We start from the raw sequence: 17,351 nt of genomic DNA on the forward strand, positions 1-17,351 counted from the left end.
GCCGGTGGTCAACGGACCGGCGTGATGGCGTGAGCCTTCCGCGCCGTCTCGATCTGGTCAAGCTTGGCGTGGAAGGCCGACCAGTCGTCGCGCTCGGCAATGGGCGCCCAGAGCGCCTCGACCTCGTCGATGAGGAGCGTCGCCGGCCCCGCGCCGTCGAAATAGGCGGCGGCCTCGGGGCTCCGCGGCAGCGGCTCGTGGAGGGCGAGCGCCGCCTCCAGCCGTGCGAATTCCTCGCCCTGGTAGAAGGGCGCATTCGGCCCGGCCAGCGCAAAGGCGCGGCGGTCGAGGCCGCCATGCCAGTCGAAGAAGGTCCGCTCGAACGGCGCCTGCGATTTCAAGAGGAACTGGAACAGGGCGGCGACCAGCTCTTCGTCCGCCGCCTCGCCCGCCTGGGCAAGGCCGAGACGAGCGCAGACGACGCGGCGAAGGCCCCCATAGAAGGCGGTCGAATAGGTCTTCAGCGCCTCCTCCAGCGCCGCAACCGGGGCCACCAACGTCAGGCATTCGGCGAGGCGTTCGAGGTTCCAGGCGACGGCGCCTGGTTGGCGGCCATAGGCATAGAGGCCGGTCTGGTCGAAATAGGCGGCCGTGAAGCCCGGCTCGTAGCGCGGCAGGAAGCGCCAGGGGCCGTAGTCGAAGCTCTCCCCCGTCACCACCATGTTGTCGGTGTTGAGCACGCCATGGACGAAGCCGGCGGCCATCCATTCGGCCACCAGCGAGCCAGTCGCGGCGACGATCGCCGCGAGCAGGGCCGGGGCCTCCTCGGTGACGTCGCCGCCGCGTGCGGCGGAGGGGTGATAGTTCCGGATGCAATGGCCGACGAGTGCGGCGATGCCGGCCTGGTCATTGGACGCGAGGCAGCGCTGGAACGTGCCGAACCGCACATGGCTGTGGGAGAGCCGCACCAGCACCGAGGAGCGGGTGGGGGAGGGCTCGTCGCCGCGCACCAGTTCTTCGCCGGTCTCGATCAGTGAGAAGGATTTTGAGGTGTAAACGCCGAAGGCCTCCAGAAGCGCGGTGGCCAGCACCTCGCGCACGCCGCCCTTGAGGGTGAGGCGGCCGTCACCGAAACGCGAATAGGGCGTCTGGCCCGACCCCTTGGTGCCGAGGTCGAGCAGGCGGCTGTCCCCGTCGCGCAGCTGGGCGAAGAGGAACCCTCGGCCATCGCCGATCTCCGGATTGTAGGAGCGGAACTGGTGGCCGTGATAGCGCAGCGCCAGCGGCTGCGGGATGTTGTCGGGAAGCGGCTGGAATCGGCCGAAATGGGCGATCCATGCGTCATCGCTCAGCCCGCCGAGCCCCATGGTCTCGGCCCAGCGCTGGTTGCGGAAGCGCAGCACATGCTGGGGGAATCGGGCGGGTTCGACGACGTCGAAGAAGTCGGGGCCGAGGGCGGTGTGGGCCGTCGCGGGGCGATAGGTCATGGTTCAGATATAGCCCAAGGCGGCGGGGAAAGGTCCAATCGCGGCCCGTCGGCTCACGCCGCCGCCGGCTGCGCCTGAAGATCCTTCACCACCTCGGCCAGCATCTCGTAGGAGCGCACGCGCTTGGCATGGTCGTGGATGGCGGAGGCGACCATGAGCTCGTCCGCGCCCGTCTCGGCGATGAACCGCTCCAGCCCCCGCCGCACCGTCTCCGGCGAGCCGACGAAGGAGAAATGCAGCATGCGCGAGGCCTGCGCCTTCTCCATCGGGCTCCAGAAGCTCTCGATGTCGTCGATGGGCGGCGGCAGCAGGCCGCGCACGCCGCGGAAGATGCCGGCGGCGCGCTGCTGCGCCGAGGTGAAGAGGCGGCGCGCCTCCTCGTCTGTCGGCGCGAGGAACACGTTGCAGCCGGCCATGGCGTAGCTGGTCGCCTGCTGCTTCGAGGGCTCGAACTTCGCCCGGTAGATGGCCATCGCCTGCATCAGCGCGTCGGGCGCGAAATGCGAGGCGAAGGCGTAGGGGAGACCCAGCATCGCCGCGAGCTGCGCGCCGAAGGTCGAGGAGCCGAGGATCCACAGTGGCACCTCGGTGCCGGCTCCCGGCACGGCCTGGATCGCCTGGCCCGGCTGGACGGGGGCGAGGAAGGCCTGCAGCTCCAGCACGTCCTGGGGGAAGTTGTCGGCCTCCATCGGATCAACGCGCAGCGCCCGCATCGTGCGCTGATCGGTGCCGGGCGCGCGGCCGAGGCCGAGGTCGATACGGCCGGGGAACAGGCTCTCCAGCGTGCCGAACTGCTCGGCGATGACCATGGGCGCGTGGTTCGGCAGCATGATGCCGCCGGCGCCGACGCGGATGCGGCTGGTGGCCGCCGCCACCTGGCCAATCACCACCGCCGTCGCCGCGCTGGCGATGCCGGTCATGTTGTGGTGCTCGGCGAGCCAATAGCGATTGTAACCGAGGCGGTCGGCGTTGCGGGCGAGGTCGATGGTGTTGCGCAGCGCGTCGCCGGGCGTGGAGCCCTCGGGAACGGGCGCGAGATCAAGGATCGAGAACTTCGTCATGGCAGCATCCGGGGTCAAGGTCCGGTGACCGGTCCCTCAAGATAGGTGGAACTGGCGGCGGCGCGAGGGGCTAAGGCGGGGATCAGCCCTGCTCCGGGGACCCGAGCTGGCCCAGCGCCTCGTGCACCACATCCGCCTTGTGGCGCAGGTGCTCGCGCATCAGCGCCGAAAGCGTGGTGCCGTCGCGCCGGCGTATCGCCGCCATCATCCGCTCGTGGTCCTCGACCGCCTCGGCCCAGCGCTCGGCGCTCTTGCGGGCAACGAAGCGCACCGCATGGATGCGCACCATGAGGTTCTGGTAGAGCCCGGCGAGGGTCGCATTCCCGGCGATGCGGAAGATCTCCTCGTGGATCTGCCGGTTGAGCCGCGAATAGGGAACCCATTCGCCGCGCTGCCAGTGGCCGACCATCTCGCCATGCATGGCCTCGAGGCGGGCGAGATCATCCTCGCCCATGCGGGCGCAGGCGAGTTCGCCGGCCAGCGCCTCCAGCATGCCCATGATGGGGAAGAGCTCCTCCACCGCCTCCGGCGCGATGCGGGCGACGCGCGCCCCGCGGTTCGGCGTCAGGTCGACGAGGCCTTCCGCCGCCAGCACCTTCAGCGCCTCGCGCAAGGGTGTGCGGGAGACGCCGAAGAGGTCGCAGAGGTCTGGCTCGGAGATCTTGTCGCCGGCCTTCAGCGTGCCCTCGACGATCATGTCGCGCAGCCGGCCGACGAGTTCGGTCGCGAGCGAGCGGCGGGCGATCAGCGGATGCTCGTTCATCGGCGCCCCCGGTCCAAACCCTCTCCCCCCGTGGGAGAGGGTGCCGCCGTCAGGCGGCGGGTGAGGGGGCCATATCCGACTGTCGTGTGCTGCCGCATGCCTGCCTCCTCATCCGCCTGAAAGCCCTTACCCGGCTGCTCCGCAGCCACCCTTTCCCACGAGGGGAGAGGGTCAGCGGAAGCTCACGCCGCCTTGGCGCTGCCCTCGCGCTTGCTGTCGGCGAGATAGGCCATGGCCGCGGCGACGCCGCCGGCCTTATGCGGCACCCCGGCAAGGCCGAGGCCCATCTCCACGCCGGCCAGCGTGCCGATCAGCGTCAGGTCGTTGATGTCGCCGAGATGGCCGATTCGGAACACCTTCTTGGCGACCTTCGACAGGCCCGTGCCGAGCGACATGTCGAAGGCGTCGAGGATCACCGAGCGCAGCTTGTCGGCATCATGGCCCTCAGGCATCACGACGGCGGTGAGCACCGGCGAGAAATGCTTCGGGTTGGTGCAGAGGTTTTCAAGGCCCCAGGCCGCCACCGCGCGGCGGGTCGCCTCGCCATGGCGCAGGTGCCGCGCGAAGACGCTGTCGAGGCCCTCCTCGTGCAGCATCTTGATGGCCTCGTCGAGGCCATAAAGCAGGTTGGTGGCCGGCGTGTAGGGGAAGTAGCCGGACTTGCCGGCGGCGATCATCTCCTCCCAGCCCCAGAAGCTCTTCGGCAGCCGCGAGGTCTTGGAGGCGGCGAGCGCCTTCTCCGACACGGCATTGAAGGACAGGCCGGGCGGCAGCATCAGGCCCTTCTGCGAGCCGGCGACGGTGACGTCGACGCCCCATTCGTCATGGCGATAGTCGACGGAAGCGAGCGAGGAGATCGTGTCGACCATCAGCAGCGCCGGATGGCCGGCGGCGTCGATGGCCTTGCGCACTTCATCGATGCGCGAGGTGCAGCCCGTCGAGGTCTCGTTGTGGACGACGCAGACCGCCTTGAACGCATGCGTCTTGTCCTCGCGCAGCGCCGCCTCGATGGCCGCGACATCGGCGCCGGCGCGCCAGTCGGAGGGGATAAAGACCGCCTCGACGCCGAGCTTGGCGGCCATGGTCTTCCACAGCGTGGCGAAATGGCCGGTCTCGACCATCAGCACCTTGTCGCCGGGGGAGAGCGTGTTGGCCAGCGCCGCCTCCCAGGCGCCGGTGCCCGAGGCCGGATAGATCACCACATGGCCCTTGGTCTTGAAGATGGTGCGCATGCCGTCGAGGACGCGCAGGCCGAGCTTGCCGAAATCCGGGCCGCGATGGTCGATCGTCTGCCGGGCGATGGCGCTGAGGATGCGCTCCGGAACCGGCGAGGGGCCGGGGATCTGCAGGAAGTGGCGGCCCGCGACGCGGGGGGCATTGGTGGCCATCGGGGTCTCCTCGGGACAGGGCGGCGCCGGTTCTGGCGCTCGGCCTCTTGCCAGAATGAATAATGAATGCAAAATTCAAGTCAAGAGGAACGAGGATGAGCTGCACGCCGCAATTGCGTTCTTCGAGGCTCGCCACAGCGACAAGCAGACGCGAGACGCGTCCGCTTGTCGCGGTGGCTCGCACCTCAGGATGAGGGTGGGAGCGCATGGCATGGCCGGTGTCGGACTGGCCGGTCATGCCAGTTACCACCCGTCCTCATCCTGTGGTGCGAGCGAAGCGAGCCTCGAAGGACGCACTTCGCTGATGCAGGCCACAAGCCGATGCAGGGCATGAATCGATGAACGACATGAGCAACACGCCGGACACGCCGCTGCAGCGCCGCCTCGCCTCCGAGGTCAAGGGCGACATCCTGTTCGACGCCTTCTCGCGCGGGCGCTACGCCACCGACGCCTCGATCTACCAGATCATGCCGGTGGGTGCGGTGGTCCCCGAGACCATGGACGATGCTATCCGCGCCGTGGCGCTCGCCCGCGAGGAGCGCGTCACCGTCCTGCCGCGCGGCGGCGGCACCTCCCAGTGCGGCCAGACGGTCAATTCCTCCCTCGTCGTCGACTGCTCGAAGCGCCTCAACCGCATCCTCGACCTCGACGTGGCCGGCCGCACCGTCCGGGTCGAGCCGGGCATCGTCCTCGACGACCTCAACCGTCAGCTGAAGAAGCACGGGCTCTGGTACCCGGTCGACGTCTCCACCGCCTCGCGCGCCACGATCGGCGGCATGACCGCCAACAATTCCTGTGGCGGCCGCTCGCTGCGCTACGGCACCATGCGCGACAATGTCATCCAGGTGGAGGCGGCGCTCGCCGATGGCACCCGCCGCTGGTTCGGTGAGGTCTCGCGCGACGATGCGATGCGCAATGACGCCGACCTGCTCACCCGCGATCTCCTCACCCTCGGCGAGCGCGAGGCCACCGAGGTCGAGGCGCGGTTCCCCAAGGTCCAGCGCCGCGTCGGCGGCTACAATCTCGACGCCCTCGTGCCGAAGGGCGCCGCCAACAACATGGCGCATATCCTGGTGGGCTCGGAGGGCACGCTCGCCTTCACCACCGCCGTCGACCTGAAGCTCTGGCCGCTGCTTGGGCCAAAAGTCTTCGGCATCTGTCATTTCGGCGCGTTCCACGAGGCGATGGACGCGGCCCAGCACCTCGTCACGCTGAAGCCGATCGCGGTGGAACTGGTCGACCGCACGATGATCGGCCTTGCCCGCGACATCGCCATGTTCCGCCCGACGGTGGAGCGCGTGGTGCGCGGCGATCCGGACGCGCTGCTGGTGGTGGAATTCGCCGAGGAGACCGAGGCGGAGAACCTCCAGAAGCTCCGGGATCTCGAAGCCCTCATGGGCGACCTCGGCTTCTCTTGGTCCGGCACCGGTGCCCGCTTCGGCGGCGTCGTGCCGGTGGTCGAGCCGGCCTGGCAGGCCGCCGTCACCGAAATGCGCTCCTCCGGCCTCAACATCATGATGTCGATGAAGGAGGCCGGAAAGCCTGTCTCCTTCGTCGAGGACTGCGCGGTGCCGCTGCCCGATCTCGCGGCCTACACCGCCGGCCTCACCGACATCTTCCGCGCCCATGGCACCGAGGGCACCTGGTACGCCCATGCCTCGGTCGGCTGCCTGCATGTGCGCCCCGTCCTCAACATGAAGCTGGACGTGGATGCGAAGCGCATGAGGTCGATGGCCGAGCAGGCCTTCGAACTCGTTCGCAAGTATAAGGGCTCGCATTCCGGCGAGCATGGCGACGGCATCGTTCGCTCGGAGTTCCACGAGCAGATGTTCGGCACCCGCCTCGTGCGCGCCTTCGAGGAGGTGAAGGACCGCTTCGACCCGGACGGCCTGTTCAATCCGGGGAAGATCACCCGCGCCCCGCGAATGGATGACCGGACGCTGTTCCGCTATCCGCCGGATTACCAGGGCATCGAGATCAATCCGGCTCTCGACTGGTCCGACTATCCCGGCGCGTCCCAGGGTTTCCTCGGTGCCATCGAGATGTGCAACAACAACGGCACCTGCCGGAAGCTCGACGGCGGCGCCATGTGCCCGAGCTATCGCGTCACCCGCGACGAGCAGCACGTCACCCGCGGGCGCGCCAACACGCTGCGCCTCGCCATGACCGGCCAGCTGGGACCTGCGGCGCTGACCTCGCCAGAGATGGAAGAGACCTTGAGCCTCTGCGTCTCCTGCAAGGCCTGCAAGCGCGAGTGCCCGACCGGCGTCGACATGGCGCGGATGAAGATCGAGGTGAAGGCCCAGCGCTACGCCCTCTATGGCGCCAAGCTGCACGAGCGGCTCGTCGCCCATCTGCCGCGCTATGCCGGCCTTGCCGCCAAGGCCCCCTGGCTCTTCAACCTGCGCGACCGCGTGCCGGCCCTCAAAATCCTGTCGGAGAAGCTTGCTCAGTTCTCGGCGCGGCGCAGCCTGCCGCGCTGGCGCTCCGACGTCTTCGCGCCGAAGGCCGCCGCGGAAGGCCCGGAGGCGGGCCGCGAGGTCGTGCTCCTCGCCGACACGTTCAACCGCGCCTTCGAGCGCGAGAACCTCGACGCGGCGGTGTCGGTGCTCGTCGCCGCCGGCTACCGCGTCCATCACGCGAAGCCCGTTGGCGGCGGCCGCGCGCTATGCTGCGGGCGCACCTATCTCGCCACAGGTATGGTCGATCGCGCCCGTGAGGAAGCCGACCGGCTGGTCGCAGCGCTCGCGCCTTTTGCGGCGCGTGGCGTTCCGGTGATCGGGCTCGAGCCGTCGTGCCTCTTCTCGCTGCGCGATGAAATCCCGGCGCTGCTGCGGTCCGACGATGCGAAGCAGGTGGCCGGCGTCGCCGTGCTGTTCGAGGAGTTTATCGCCGCCGAGGCCAAGGCGGGCCGTCTCGCCCTGCGGCTCGGCGAGATGAAGGCCAAGGCCGTGCTGCACGGCCATTGCCACCAGAAGGCCTTCGGCGCCATGGGGGCGGTGGAGGGCGCGTTGCGCCTCGTCCCCGGCCTCGAAGTGCAGACGGTGGAGAGTTCCTGCTGCGGCATGGCAGGGGCCTTCGGCTATCACGTCGAAACCATCGACGCCTCGCTCGCCATGGCCGAGCTGTCGCTGCTCCCGGCCGTCCGCAAGGCGCCGGAGGACGCGATCATCGTCGCCGACGGCACCTCCTGCCGCCACCAGATTGCCGACGGCGCCGGCCGCGAGGCGGTCCATGTCGCGCGGGTCCTGGCGATGAGCCTTGAACAAAAAGGGGCGTGCTGAGCCCGCTGCCTCCAGAGGCCTTTGCCTCAACCGCCGGTCGCGCGACGCCGGCCTGACCTGCCAGTTGGATGATTTGGGGCCGAGCGCTTGGTAAGCGCCCGCGAGGCCATTTCGATGGGGCGCGTGGTCGTCGTCATCATCGCCGCAATCGCGTCCATCGCGGCGGCCTTGAAGCGCCGCGCCACCTCGTCGATGAGTTCGACGACGTCCTGATGCGTCTTGTTATTGAAGACGATCCGGGTTCCTTCGCTCAGCGGCCCGCCCAGAGGACTGTCGGTAGGCGGCACGGGCGCGAAGCTGACGACCTTGGCGGGGTCGATCCCCACGGATGTTCCGTCGGGACGCGTAAAAATGACGAAGGCCATCGGTATCTCCCGTCATGATTGCAGAACGAACGTGCCGGACTAGGTCCGGCACGTCCATCTTGGGAGAAGTCCGGAAGGCCGCCCTCAGTTCTCCAGCTTGATGTTGGCGTCGGTGACGACCTTGCGCCAGCGCTGCACCTCGGACGACACGAAGCGGCCGAAGGCCTCGCCCTCCAGCGTCGGGATGTCGGAGCCGTTGCGGGCCCAGGCCTCCTTGATGTTTGGCAGTTCCAGCACGGCGCGGATCTCGCGGCGCATGCGGTCGACGATCGGCTGCGGCGTGCCCTTCACCGCGAAGATGGCGTACCAGGTCGACACGTCGAAACTGGCGAGGCCGGCCTCGGTCGCCGTCGGCACGTTCGGCACGGCGGGGTTGCGCTGCGGGGCGGCGAGAGCGATGCCGTGGATCTGGCCGCCCTGGATCTGCGGCGCCGAGGTGCCGAGGCCGTCGAAGATCATGTCGATCTGGCCGGCGACCAGGTCGGCCATGGCCGGGCCTGCGCCGCGATAGGGCACGTGGCGGATCTGCGTCTGGGTGAGCAGCTTGAAGAGTTCGGCCGAGAGGTGATGGGTCGTGCCGATGCCAGCCGATCCATAGACGAGGCCGTCTGGCCGCGACTTGGCGAGGGCGATCAGCTCGGGCAGCGTTTTCGCCGGCACGCGGCGCGGATTGACCACGAGGATCTGCGGCGGCTGGCCGATCACCGCGACGGGGATGAAGTCCGTCTCGATATTGTAGTCAAGGCGCGGATAGAGCGAGGGCGCGATGGTGTGGTGCGCCGCGCCGACGAGGAAGTAATAGCCGTCGGGCGTCTGGCGGGAGGCGACGAGCGCGCCCGCCGTGCCGCCGGCACCGGCGCGGTTCTCGATGATGACGCCCTGGCCGAGGCGCTTCTCCAGCTCGGCCGCCAGCGGCCGGGCAAAGGCGTCCGTGCCGCCGCCGGCCGCGAAGGGGACCATGAAGGTGATCGGCCGCTGCGGCCAGGTCTGGGCGTTCGCCGCCGTACCGGCGACGAGGGCGGACAGGGCGGCAAGGCCGGCCAGCATCAGTTTGCGCATTCGGGTTCCCTCGGGAGTTGTTTCCTGCGGCGGCCCCTTGCGCGGGACCGCTCGTCCGGACTGTTTGCCGGTTCGGAAACGAGACTAGCGTCTCGACCGGGGGTTTCAAGGCCGCATCACCGCGTCCCGGAGTCGCTCCGGGATCAGGTTCCCACGCGCACCGGCGCGTTGAGCTTGCGCAGCGCGGCAATGACCGACAGCGCCGTGATGCGGCCGGTCTTGGGGTTTTCCGACGGGATGTTCTCAATGGCGAGCGACAGTTTCGCCGAATCCGAATCGACCTCGATGGCGTGGCAGTTGCGGGTCACCGTCGGGTCCGCCCAGATGTCGATGGTGGTGCGGTCCGGGCCGATGCCGGCGAGCGACAGCGCGACCGCGACATTGACGTTGGCCGGGAAGCCCTTGGCGGCATCGCGCGCCGATCCGGAGAAGATGAGGGTCGGCTCCTTCACCGCGTCCATGTCGAGGCCCTTCTCGACGAGGTAGGGCGCGCCGACGAGACCCTTCGGCGGCTTGCGGGTGATCATCCTGACAGAATGGATCGTGCCCTCGGCCGCCGCCGTCACCGCGTCGAGGCCGAGCAGCGCGCCGGTCGGCACGATGATCTGGCCGCCATGGGTCTTGGCGAGCTCCATGAGGTGAGGGCGCGGCAGCAGCGCTCCGCAGGACAGCACCATGACCTTCTTGCCCGCTTCGAGCATCGGCGTGCAGATTTCCTCGATGATGGCGGCAGGGGCGCATTCGACCGCGAGATCGGCATGGGCGGGGAAGTCCGCGAGCGCCACGATCGGCACGTCGATGCCCTCGGCCGCAAGCCAGGCCCTGGCCTTCGCCTCGTCGCGCGCGGCGACGGCGGTGAGCACCGTGCCGGGAATGGTGCCGCGGGCGATGCGCGCGGCGAGCGTGCGGCCGATGGCGCCGAGGCCGGCAATGGCGATGCGGGTCGTGGTCATGGAGGGTCCTCTTGTCGGGCGGCGGACCTTACGGTCTTCGCCAACATTTGCCAGCCCTTGGCGTCATGGGCTCCATGCGACCCCGGGTTGCTCGCAAGGTGATCCAGACAGGGTCAGCCGACTCGCTGCCTGTGCGGCGGTCCGACGCTGCCTATCATTTGGGATGGACAAGGCGGGTCATTTCGCCATGATCCGCCGCTTCCGGAGGAGTTTTCCGACATGAAGTCCATCGCCCGCCGTTCGCTTCTCGCCCTTGCCGCCACCGCTTCCCTTGTCGCTGCCGCCCCTGCCGCCATGGCTCAGGCCTGGCCGGTGCGCCCCGTCACCATGATCATCCCCTTCGCCGCGGGCGGGCCGACCGACGTGCTGGGCCGCATCATGGCGGAGCGGATGTCGCAGATCCTCGGCCAGCAGGTCATTGTCGAGAATGTCGGCGGCGCCGGTGGCATGACGGGCACGGCCCGCGTCTCGCGTGGCAGCCCGGACGGCTACACCTTCGTGCTCGGCACGGTCGGCACCCACGCGGTGAACCAGACCCTCTATGCCCAGCCGCTGTATAACGCCGCGACCGACTTCGCGCCGGTGACGCTGATCGCCGAGGTGCCGCTGATCCTCATCACCCGCAAGGACTTCCCCGCGAACAACCTCCAGGAGTTCATCGCCCACGTGAAGGCCAATGAGGCCAAGATGCAGTTTGCCTCCGCCGGCCCCGGCTCGGCGGTTCATCTCGGCTGCCTCTACCTCAACTCGGTGATCGGCACGAACGGCGTCACCCACGTGCCCTATCGCGGCTCGGCCCCGGCCATCCAGGACCTGATCTCCGGCCGCGTCGACTATATGTGCGAGATCTCCTCCACCGCGCTGTCGCACATCCAGGGCAATTCGGTGAAGGCACTGGCGACGCTGACCGCTGCACGCACCGCCGTGCTGCCCAACCTTCAGACCGCGCAGGAGCAGGGCCTCCAGGGCTTCGAGGCCTATACCTGGAACGCCTTCTTCTTCCACAAGGACACGCCGCCGGCCATCGTGGAGCGCCTGCGCGCCGCCACCATCGAGGCGATGGACACGCCCGCCGTGGGCGAGCGGCTCGAGGGCCTCGGCGCCATCATCGCCGGGCCGCAGCGCCGCGGTGGCGCCTATCTCGACCGCCTGGTGAAGAGCGAGATCGAGAAGTGGGCCGGCCCCATCCGCGCCAGCGGCGTCAGCCAGTAAGCCTCGCCCTCTTTCGGGAGGTGGCGGCACCCGGCGGGAAACCGCCGGGTGTTTTCTTTGAGGGGGTGAACGACTGCCCTTCGAGGCTTACGCCCGAACCACCGCCCGTCATGCCCGCCACAAGGGCGGGCATGACGCGGGACGGGCCGTGCGTCTTCGGCCGGCCTCTGCGAAGGACGCTTCCGTTGGGAGCCGAAGCGCCCCACCTCAGCCCATCGCCGCCAGGACCTCCTCGCGGCGCGGCAGGGGGGCGACCGCCCCATATCCCCGCGTCGACAACGCCGCCGCGACGCAGGCATAGCGCCCGGCGGCGAAGGGGTCCTGCGTCCGCAGCCATTCGGCGAGGAACGCCCCGTCGAAACAGTCGCCGGCCCCCGTCGCATCGACCGCGTTCACGGTGATCGAAGGGATCACCCGCCGCTCCTGCGGCGTCGCCACCAGCGCGCCCTCCTTGCCGAGGGTGAGCGCGACGATGCGCGAGCCACCCGCGAGGTAGAAGTCGCAGATCGCGTCGGGCGTCTCGCAGCCGGTCAGCTGGCGTGCATCGTCCATCCCGGGAAGGGCGATGTCGGCAAGGCGCATGGCGGCATTGGTGACGGCGCGCGCCTTCTCCAGCGGCCAGAGCCGGAGCCTGAGATTGGTGTCGTAGGACACGGTGACACCCGCGTCCCGCGCGGCGGCGATTGCCGCCAGGACCGCCGCGCTGGCGCTGTCCGAAATCGCCTGCGAGATGCCGGAGACGTGGAGGATCCTCGCCGACCGCACGAGGTCGAGCGGCACGTCCGCCGCGGTGATGCGCGCCGCCGCGGACCCTGCGCGCCGGTAGCTGAAGGCGTGGCCCTCGGGCCCATGGGTGACGAAATAGAGGCCGGTATCGCCGCCCGCGACCCGGCGCATTCCCGACGTGTCGACGCCTTCGCGCGCCCAGAGGGCGATGAAATCCTCCCCGAAGGCGTCGTCGCCGATGGCGCCGATCACACCGACGCCCGCCCCCGACCGCGCCGCGGCGATGGCACAGTTCGATGTGTCGCCGCCGAAGCCGAAGAGGTAGTGCGGCTCGCCTGGCCGGGTCTGGTTGAACTCGCCGAGGGCTTCGCCGAAGCAGAGGATGTCGCTGGCCATGTCATGTCCGAAGCATCAGGGGCGACGAGCATAGGTTGCGTCGTCGCGCCGGTGAAGGGCGCTGGTGCCGTGGGGCTGTGCATGACCTCCGCGCAGCAGGGAAAAATCTGGCCTGGAGGGGCCCATCGCGAGAAAATTTCCCTCATCGGCTCTAGGAATTGATCCAGCTCGGCGACAGGACTGTTGCGCCGTCTTATGGTCTTGCCTAGTTGGTGCGATGCGGTATCATTCGTACACGAACGAACTGCACGCGGCGCCAGTCACCCCGGACTTAACAGCCTATGTCGAACCTGAACTCCGAGCGCGTCCTCGACGTGCGGCACTACACGGACCGGCTCTTCTCCTTCAAGACGACCCGCGACCCCTCGTTCCGCTTCGTCAACGGCCAGTTCGTGATGATCGGCCTTGAGGTCGAGGGCAAGCCGCTGCTGCGCGCCTATTCGATCGTCTCGTCGAACTACGAGGACAATCTCGAGTTCTTCTCGATCAAGGTTCCCGACGGCCCGCTGACCTCGCGCCTGCAGAACATCAAGGTGGGCGACCAGATCCTGGTGGGACGCAAGCCCGTCGGCACGCTGGTGCAGGACGCGCTGCTGCCCGGCCGCAACCTCTATCTCTGCGGCACCGGCACGGGCCTCGCGCCCTTCATCAGCGTGGTGAAGGACCCGGAAGTCTATGACCGTTTCGACAATGTCGTGCTCATCCACGGCACGCGCTTCATCGCCGAACAGGCCTATGGCGACTACGTTTCCCGCGAACTGCCCGATGACGAGCTCATCGGCGAACTGGTCCGCGACAAGCTGAAATACTATCCGACCGTCACCCGCGAGCCCTATGTCCACACCGGCCGCATCACCGAGCTCCTTGGCAGCGGCGCCATCCAGGCCGAGTTCGGCCTCGGCCCGCTCGACAAGGAGACGGACCGGGTGATGATCTGTGGCTCGCCGGCCTTCCTGGCGGACATGGTGGACATGCTGGTTGCCCGAGGCTTCGACGAGGGCGCCATTTCCAAGCCCGGCCATTTCGTCATCGAGAAGGCCTTCGTGGAGAAGTGACCCCGGCCGGGATCCGTTGAACCTTTTGGGTCCCCATCCCGACTGACGGGCGAGCCGCTTGTGCGGTGCACCGTCAGGTCATGTCCGAGCATCAGTCCCCATCAGGGCCTTCGCGCCCACCCACCTCGGTTTTGCGCGCCGCCCTGCGGATCGCCGCCGGCCTCGCCATGGTGGGGACGGGTGCCGCCGTCGCGGCCTTTGCCGCCCAGACCGGCGCGCTCCTCTTCGCCCGCTGGATCGACCTCGGCTCGGCCGCCGACCGCCTCAGCTTCGCCAGTGCCATGGGCGCCATCGGCGCGCTCTCCGGCGGCGGGGCCGGCCTGTGGTTCGCGCTCGCCCTGCGCGACAAGGACACCGCCGTCGCCAGGGCCCTCGCCATGGCCGCGTCCGTCCTCGCCCTCTTCGCCATGGCCGTTGGCTATCTCGCCTTCGCCGTCACGACGGCGCCGCCGCCGGTCCAGACCCTTCTCGTCGCCCAGATCCGCCTCGGCGGTCAGGCCTGGAGCGGCCTCGCCGTCGCCGCAGCCGGGCCCCGCCTCGAAGCCGCACCCGACCGTCTGCGGCGCGAGGCTCAGGCCGACGGTTCGACCCTGGTCGAGGTCGTGCTGCCGCTGCCGGAGCCCGCAGGTCTGAGGGCCGTGCTCGTCCGCAATGACGGTGCCGATCTCGCCCGCTTCAGCCTTGACCTGCCGGGCGATCCGCCCGCCACCGCCAATTACAGCCATTGGCTCACGCCGGACCGCCGCAGCGGCGAGGCGGCGACCATGGAGATGCGGTTTCGCATCGAGAGGCGCGTGCGGCGCTGATCTCAGGAGGCGCGGTCGACCCCGAACCGCGCCGCCTCGGCCGCAAGGTCGGCCTCGGCCCAGACCCGATGCTCGCCGCGGGCGAAGGCCTCGGCGTTCATCCGGTAGAGATGGGCGTTGAAGCGGTTGGCGGGCCCTGAATCCCGGCTCGCCTTCACCAGCGCGGGAACGCCGGCGACGATGGAGTTCGGCGGCACGACGGTCCCCTCCTTGAGGAAGGCGCCGCCGGCGATAATGGAATTCGCACCGATGATGCAGCCGTCCATGATCGTTGCGCCGATGCCGACGAGCACATCGTCGCCGATGGTGCAGCCATGCAGCGTTACCCGGTGGGTGATGGAGCAGTTGCGGCCGACATGGGTTCCGAGGCCGTTGCCGACATGCACCATGACGAAGTCCTGGATGTTCGATCCCTCGCCGATCGTCACCTCATAGGCCTCGGCGCGGATGACGGCGTTCGGCCAGACGGAGACGCCTGCCGCAAGGCTCACCTTGCCGTAGATCAGCGCGGTCGGGTGGACGAAGGCGTCGGGATCGATGGTGACGAGAGGCCCGCTGCGCGGCGCCTTGGAACCCCTGAGCATGGCCTCTCCCCGTGTCGTCGCCTCTGGCGGGCGGCGTCACGGCACCATGAAGGGCGGGCCTGCCGGGGACAATCAGTCCTTGCGGGAGAGGGCGGCCGGCTCCAGCCACTCGACCTCGTGCAGGTCGGCGACATCGGCGTCGAAGCTCGCATCGGGCGAAAGCGGCGGGGCGACGATGACGGGCAGGGTGGTCTCGTCGGCGGTCATGTTCGCGTTCATGGCCGGGCTCCGGGTGCCGTGGGCGAGGAGGTGGCAGGAGACCGCGGTACCGTTCCGGTCACCGTCGGGCTCGCCTGCGCGATGAGGTGGAAGACGATGGTCCGCATCACCGCCGTGTTCTCCTCCTCGGAGAGCGCGCGCAGATGCGGATAGAGCGGCCGGAAGGCGGCGGTCAGCAGTTGGACCAGCGCCGGCGGCACGGTCGGAATCTCGTCGGCGGCATAGGTGGCGTAGCTGGTCCGGCCGGCGAGGGCTGCGACCTGAACGAGGATGCGCTCCTCGACCTCGCCGACATTGCGGAACTGGGCGAGCGCGAAGGCCGCGCAGGCTTCCAGCGCCGCCTCGGCGCCAGCGCGCAGGTCGGTGTCGGAGATCATCGCCTCGGCGGTGAAGCGGGTGAGGTCGCCGGGCGCGCAGGCCTGCTGCGCCTCGGCATGGCCGGGCAGGCCCGCGAGGGCGGCAAAGGCCGTGACGGCGAAGACCTTGGCGAGCGCGCGCATCGGGCGCCTCCGTCGGGTGAACCTGTCCCGACCGTGCCCTGATCCGGTTAACGACCTCTTAACGCCCCGTGCCGCCGCGAGTCGCGCGCCTCAGCGCACCCGGTTGCCGGAGACGCTAAGCTGGGCGAAGCGGCCGACGCCCTCGCGGGCCATGTCACCCGTCACCGGGCGCTTCCATTCCATGCCGACCACCGCGCCGACGCTCGCGCCCTGCACGAGGTTGTCGGCGATGAGCGCCTGGCCCGCCCCCGGCACGACCGACACGGCGATGCCGACCGGGGAGCCCTTGATGACATTGGCGGTGACCGAGAGGTCCCGCATGTACTGGCCCCAGCCGAGCTGGATGCCGGCCGTCGGCGCGCCCTCGATGACATTGGACGAGATGGCCGCATCCGCCTCCGCCGAGATGCCGACGCCGGCGACGTCATGCGGATCGGTGCCGGCGGGCCGCCGGTTGACCAGGTTGCGGATGATGTTGCCGTGGATGTTGGCGAGCCGGCCGCCATGGTTGAAATTGGTGGCGACGATGCCGAGCGCCGCGCCGTCGATGATGTTGTTGGCCACCACCGCGCCCTCGAAGCCGAATTCGATATAGACCGCGACCTCGCCGAGGGAGGCGCAGCTGTTGCCGGTCACCGCGACATTGGCAGCGCCATTGGCGCGCACGGCCGAGAAGGCGGCGCCGCGGATGCGGTTGCCGGTGATGGTGACATTGCCGGCGCGGAACACGTTGATGGCATTGCCGTTCTGGCCCGAACCGCCGTCGCGGGCGCCGATCTCCTCGATGCGGTTGCCCTCGACGATCGTGCCGTCATCGCCGGCAATGGTGCGCCAGACGAGGATGCCGTTATTGGCGGCGGAGCGGATGGTGTTCTGGGTGAGTGTCAGGCCGCGGCTGTCGAGGGCGACGATGGCCGCCTTGGCGACGCCGGAGACGGTGTTGCCGCGCACCAGGCCCTCGATGCCCTCCAGCACGATGCCATGGTGGCTGGAGCCGGCGATCTCGCAATCCTCGAGGCGCACGCCGCGACCGTGCTCCAGCACGATCAGGCCGCGCTTGTCGGGCAGCGGCCGGCCATTGCCCTCGATGACGAGGCCGGACAGCGTCACCATGTCGGCGCGCGGGGCGACGAGGCAGCCCGTCCCGCCCTGGAACACCAGGCGCGTCGCGCCCCGGACGCCCATGATCTGGGTGTTGGCGGGAAGGCGAACCTCGCCGACCTTGTAGGCGCCGGGCGCGAGGCGCAGCGGCATCCGCGAGCCCGCTGCGGTCTCGACGGCGCGCTGCAGGGCGCGGGTCTGGTCCTCCGGGGCACCGGGCTTCAGGCCGAACGCCGATCCGTCGAGCACGGAAGCGCGGGCGGAAGCGGGCAGGGCGAGGGTGGCGGCGGCGGCGAGCAGCAGGGAACGGCGGGCGAGCATGGAAGCCTCCGGGTTTGCTTAAGCCCACCGCAAGCCCCATGCCGTCGCAGGTTGTGCCGGAATGGGATGCAGCGATGGCGGTTGTCCTGCCAGCGGGTCGGCCCGATGGTGCAGCCCTCGGATCAGGACCT

The 17,351-nt window shown here is 69.2% G+C and carries 16 protein-coding genes; 4 read left to right on the forward strand and 12 right to left on the reverse strand.

Annotation, left to right across the window (positions count from 1 at the left end; genetic code table 11):
• Nucleotides 1-8: 8 nt before the first annotated feature.
• From O9344_RS04055 to O9344_RS04070, 4 genes are all read right to left on the reverse strand, one after another.
• On the reverse strand, nucleotides 9-1,427 hold the full coding sequence (locus tag O9344_RS04055) for a protein adenylyltransferase SelO (protein WP_298473096.1): 1,419 nt from the start codon (nucleotides 1,425-1,427) through the stop codon (nucleotides 9-11).
• Nucleotides 1,428-1,480: 53 nt separating this feature from the next.
• Nucleotides 1,481-2,488, reverse strand: coding sequence for an LLM class flavin-dependent oxidoreductase (locus tag O9344_RS04060; protein ID WP_298473098.1), 1,008 nt, complete (start codon nucleotides 2,486-2,488; stop codon nucleotides 1,481-1,483).
• Nucleotides 2,489-2,570: 82 nt separating this feature from the next.
• Entirely contained in the window at nucleotides 2,571-3,251 is a 681-nt protein-coding gene (locus tag O9344_RS04065) for a GntR family transcriptional regulator (protein ID WP_298473101.1), read from the reverse strand.
• A 182-nt stretch (nucleotides 3,252-3,433) separates the two neighbouring features.
• Nucleotides 3,434-4,639 (reverse strand): aminotransferase class V-fold PLP-dependent enzyme, encoded by a 1,206-nt coding sequence (locus O9344_RS04070; RefSeq protein ID WP_298473103.1) that lies wholly within the window; start codon nucleotides 4,637-4,639, stop codon nucleotides 3,434-3,436.
• 347 nt (nucleotides 4,640-4,986) lie between these two features.
• Here O9344_RS04070 and O9344_RS04075 point away from each other — a divergent pair, with 347 nt between their 5' ends.
• Nucleotides 4,987-7,923, forward strand: coding sequence for an FAD-binding and (Fe-S)-binding domain-containing protein (locus O9344_RS04075; protein WP_298473106.1), 2,937 nt, complete (start codon nucleotides 4,987-4,989; stop codon nucleotides 7,921-7,923).
• Nucleotides 7,924-7,949: 26 nt separating this feature from the next.
• Here O9344_RS04075 and O9344_RS04080 read toward each other — a convergent pair whose 3' ends face one another.
• The 3 genes from O9344_RS04080 to O9344_RS04090 all read right to left on the reverse strand — a co-directional run bounded on the left by O9344_RS04080 (nucleotide 7,950) and on the right by O9344_RS04090 (nucleotide 10,300).
• A complete protein-coding gene (locus tag O9344_RS04080) occupies nucleotides 7,950-8,288 on the reverse strand; it encodes a hypothetical protein (RefSeq protein WP_298473107.1) in 339 nt (112 codons plus the stop codon).
• Nucleotides 8,289-8,372: 84 nt separating this feature from the next.
• Nucleotides 8,373-9,347, reverse strand: coding sequence for a tripartite tricarboxylate transporter substrate binding protein (locus O9344_RS04085; RefSeq protein ID WP_298473109.1), 975 nt, complete (start codon nucleotides 9,345-9,347; stop codon nucleotides 8,373-8,375).
• 143 nt (nucleotides 9,348-9,490) lie between these two features.
• Entirely contained in the window at nucleotides 9,491-10,300 is an 810-nt protein-coding gene (locus tag O9344_RS04090) for an aspartate dehydrogenase (RefSeq protein WP_298473112.1), read from the reverse strand.
• Between the two features lie 219 nt (nucleotides 10,301-10,519).
• On the opposite strand from O9344_RS04090, the gene O9344_RS04095 reads away from it, so the two are divergent.
• Entirely contained in the window at nucleotides 10,520-11,512 is a 993-nt protein-coding gene (locus O9344_RS04095) for a tripartite tricarboxylate transporter substrate-binding protein (protein ID WP_298473115.1), read from the forward strand.
• Nucleotides 11,513-11,719: 207 nt separating this feature from the next.
• Here the strand turns inward: O9344_RS04095 and O9344_RS04100 are convergent, their stop codons facing one another.
• Nucleotides 11,720-12,634, reverse strand: a complete 915-nt coding sequence (locus O9344_RS04100) for a sugar kinase (RefSeq protein ID WP_298473117.1) — start codon at nucleotides 12,632-12,634, stop codon at nucleotides 11,720-11,722.
• Nucleotides 12,635-12,915: 281 nt separating this feature from the next.
• On the opposite strand from O9344_RS04100, the gene O9344_RS04105 reads away from it, so the two are divergent.
• Together O9344_RS04105 and O9344_RS04110 are read left to right on the forward strand one after the other, a co-directional pair.
• Complete coding sequence (locus O9344_RS04105; protein ID WP_298473119.1) at nucleotides 12,916-13,689, forward strand: ferredoxin--NADP reductase; 774 nt, start codon at nucleotides 12,916-12,918, stop codon at nucleotides 13,687-13,689.
• 131 nt (nucleotides 13,690-13,820) lie between these two features.
• The gene (locus tag O9344_RS04110) at nucleotides 13,821-14,495 is read left to right on the forward strand and encodes a hypothetical protein (protein WP_298473120.1); all 675 of its coding nucleotides are present in this window, start codon (nucleotides 13,821-13,823) and stop codon (nucleotides 14,493-14,495) included.
• A 2-nt stretch (nucleotides 14,496-14,497) separates the two neighbouring features.
• Here O9344_RS04110 and O9344_RS04115 read toward each other — a convergent pair whose 3' ends face one another.
• The 4 genes from O9344_RS04115 to O9344_RS04130 all read right to left on the reverse strand — a co-directional run bounded on the left by O9344_RS04115 (nucleotide 14,498) and on the right by O9344_RS04130 (nucleotide 17,220).
• Nucleotides 14,498-15,079, reverse strand: coding sequence for a gamma carbonic anhydrase family protein (locus O9344_RS04115; protein ID WP_298473122.1), 582 nt, complete (start codon nucleotides 15,077-15,079; stop codon nucleotides 14,498-14,500).
• A gap of 72 nt (nucleotides 15,080-15,151) precedes the next feature.
• Nucleotides 15,152-15,298: a hypothetical protein gene (locus tag O9344_RS04120; RefSeq protein WP_298473124.1), complete on the reverse strand. Its 147-nt coding sequence runs from the start codon at nucleotides 15,296-15,298 to the stop codon at nucleotides 15,152-15,154.
• Entirely contained in the window at nucleotides 15,295-15,798 is a 504-nt protein-coding gene (locus tag O9344_RS04125) for a hypothetical protein (protein WP_298473127.1), read from the reverse strand. Before O9344_RS04125 ends, O9344_RS04120 begins: the two co-directional genes overlap by 4 nt.
• A 90-nt stretch (nucleotides 15,799-15,888) precedes the next feature.
• Nucleotides 15,889-17,220 carry a TIGR03808 family TAT-translocated repetitive protein gene (locus O9344_RS04130; RefSeq protein ID WP_298473130.1) on the reverse strand — a complete coding sequence of 444 codons (1,332 nt, stop codon included), beginning with the start codon at nucleotides 17,218-17,220 and terminating at the stop codon, nucleotides 15,889-15,891.
• Nucleotides 17,221-17,351 lie beyond the last annotated feature (131 nt).

This window comes from Phreatobacter sp., from assembly GCF_027532945.1.
Classification (GTDB): domain Bacteria; phylum Pseudomonadota; class Alphaproteobacteria; order Rhizobiales; family Phreatobacteraceae; genus Phreatobacter.

Excerpts from the sequence above, each read along its gene's own strand:
- O9344_RS04115 (WP_298473122.1), bottom strand. The coding sequence starts at position 15,079 with ATGCTCAGGGGTTCCAAGGCGCCGCGCAGCGGGCCTCTCGTCACCATC.
- O9344_RS04055 (WP_298473096.1), bottom strand. The coding sequence starts at position 1,427 with ATGACCTATCGCCCCGCGACGGCCCACACCGCCCTCGGCCCCGACTTC.
- O9344_RS04090 (WP_298473112.1), bottom strand. The coding sequence starts at position 10,300 with ATGACCACGACCCGCATCGCCATTGCCGGCCTCGGCGCCATCGGCCGC.
- O9344_RS04085 (WP_298473109.1), bottom strand. The coding sequence starts at position 9,347 with ATGCGCAAACTGATGCTGGCCGGCCTTGCCGCCCTGTCCGCCCTCGTC.
- O9344_RS04120 (WP_298473124.1), bottom strand. The coding sequence starts at position 15,298 with ATGAACGCGAACATGACCGCCGACGAGACCACCCTGCCCGTCATCGTC.
- O9344_RS04080 (WP_298473107.1), bottom strand. The coding sequence starts at position 8,288 with ATGGCCTTCGTCATTTTTACGCGTCCCGACGGAACATCCGTGGGGATC.
- O9344_RS04070 (WP_298473103.1), bottom strand. The coding sequence starts at position 4,639 with ATGGCCACCAATGCCCCCCGCGTCGCGGGCCGCCACTTCCTGCAGATC.
- O9344_RS04100 (WP_298473117.1), bottom strand. The coding sequence starts at position 12,634 with ATGGCCAGCGACATCCTCTGCTTCGGCGAAGCCCTCGGCGAGTTCAAC.
- O9344_RS04105 (WP_298473119.1), top strand. The coding sequence starts at position 12,916 with ATGTCGAACCTGAACTCCGAGCGCGTCCTCGACGTGCGGCACTACACG.
- O9344_RS04130 (WP_298473130.1), bottom strand. The coding sequence starts at position 17,220 with ATGCTCGCCCGCCGTTCCCTGCTGCTCGCCGCCGCCGCCACCCTCGCC.
- O9344_RS04060 (WP_298473098.1), bottom strand. The coding sequence starts at position 2,488 with ATGACGAAGTTCTCGATCCTTGATCTCGCGCCCGTTCCCGAGGGCTCC.
- O9344_RS04075 (WP_298473106.1), top strand. The coding sequence starts at position 4,987 with ATGAGCAACACGCCGGACACGCCGCTGCAGCGCCGCCTCGCCTCCGAG.
- O9344_RS04065 (WP_298473101.1), bottom strand. The coding sequence starts at position 3,251 with ATGAACGAGCATCCGCTGATCGCCCGCCGCTCGCTCGCGACCGAACTC.
- O9344_RS04095 (WP_298473115.1), top strand. The coding sequence starts at position 10,520 with ATGAAGTCCATCGCCCGCCGTTCGCTTCTCGCCCTTGCCGCCACCGCT.
- O9344_RS04125 (WP_298473127.1), bottom strand. The coding sequence starts at position 15,798 with ATGCGCGCGCTCGCCAAGGTCTTCGCCGTCACGGCCTTTGCCGCCCTC.